This is a genomic window from Streptomyces corynorhini, assembly GCF_003346515.1.
GTDB lineage: Bacteria > Actinomycetota > Actinomycetes > Streptomycetales > Streptomycetaceae > Streptomyces > Streptomyces corynorhini.
Map to the genome: position 1 here is coordinate 1 of NZ_QQNA01000471.1, position 527 is coordinate 527.

Annotated in this window: 1 protein-coding gene; it reads right to left on the reverse strand. The window is 69.1% G+C overall.

Annotated features, from left to right (window positions below):
* A partial coding sequence (locus DVH02_RS34585; RefSeq protein ID WP_407697718.1) for a cytochrome P450 occupies positions 1-527 on the reverse strand: 527 nt, incomplete at both ends.

Consider the following 527-nt stretch of genomic DNA (forward strand, 5'->3'; position numbering starts at 1 on the left):
GCGTACCGTCCCGTTCGAACGATCCGAAGTCGAAGCCGAAACCGGTCAGCCCGATGGTGTCCAGGGTCATCCGCGTCATGTCGTCGGCGACGTCCACCGGGGTGGCCGAGACGGCGGCGCGGTCCCAGGATCCGATCAGCCGGTGGGCGACGTCCCGCATGACCGGGTGGTAGGTGCGCATGGAGCCGAGCGAGAAGGCGGGCATCAGGATGTCGTGCGCCTTGGCCCAGTTGGGCTCGTCGTTGTAGGCGGTGAACAGGCCGTCGGCGACGAACTCTCGTACGTTCTCCAGCGCCGGTCCCACGAACTTGCTGAACCGCTGCTCGTCGGCCAGCTCGGTGACCAGGGCGAGATCGCTGACCAGCAGGAGTTCCCGGTCGTGCCGACGCACCACAAGGGGCGAGCCGTGGCTGCGCAGCAGCTCCATGTGGTGCAGGACGGGCGGGATCCGCGGGTCGCTGTCGGAGATGTCCACGACCGGAACCGGCGGCGGGGTGGTGGACGGGGCGGTGGGTGCCGACGAGGAG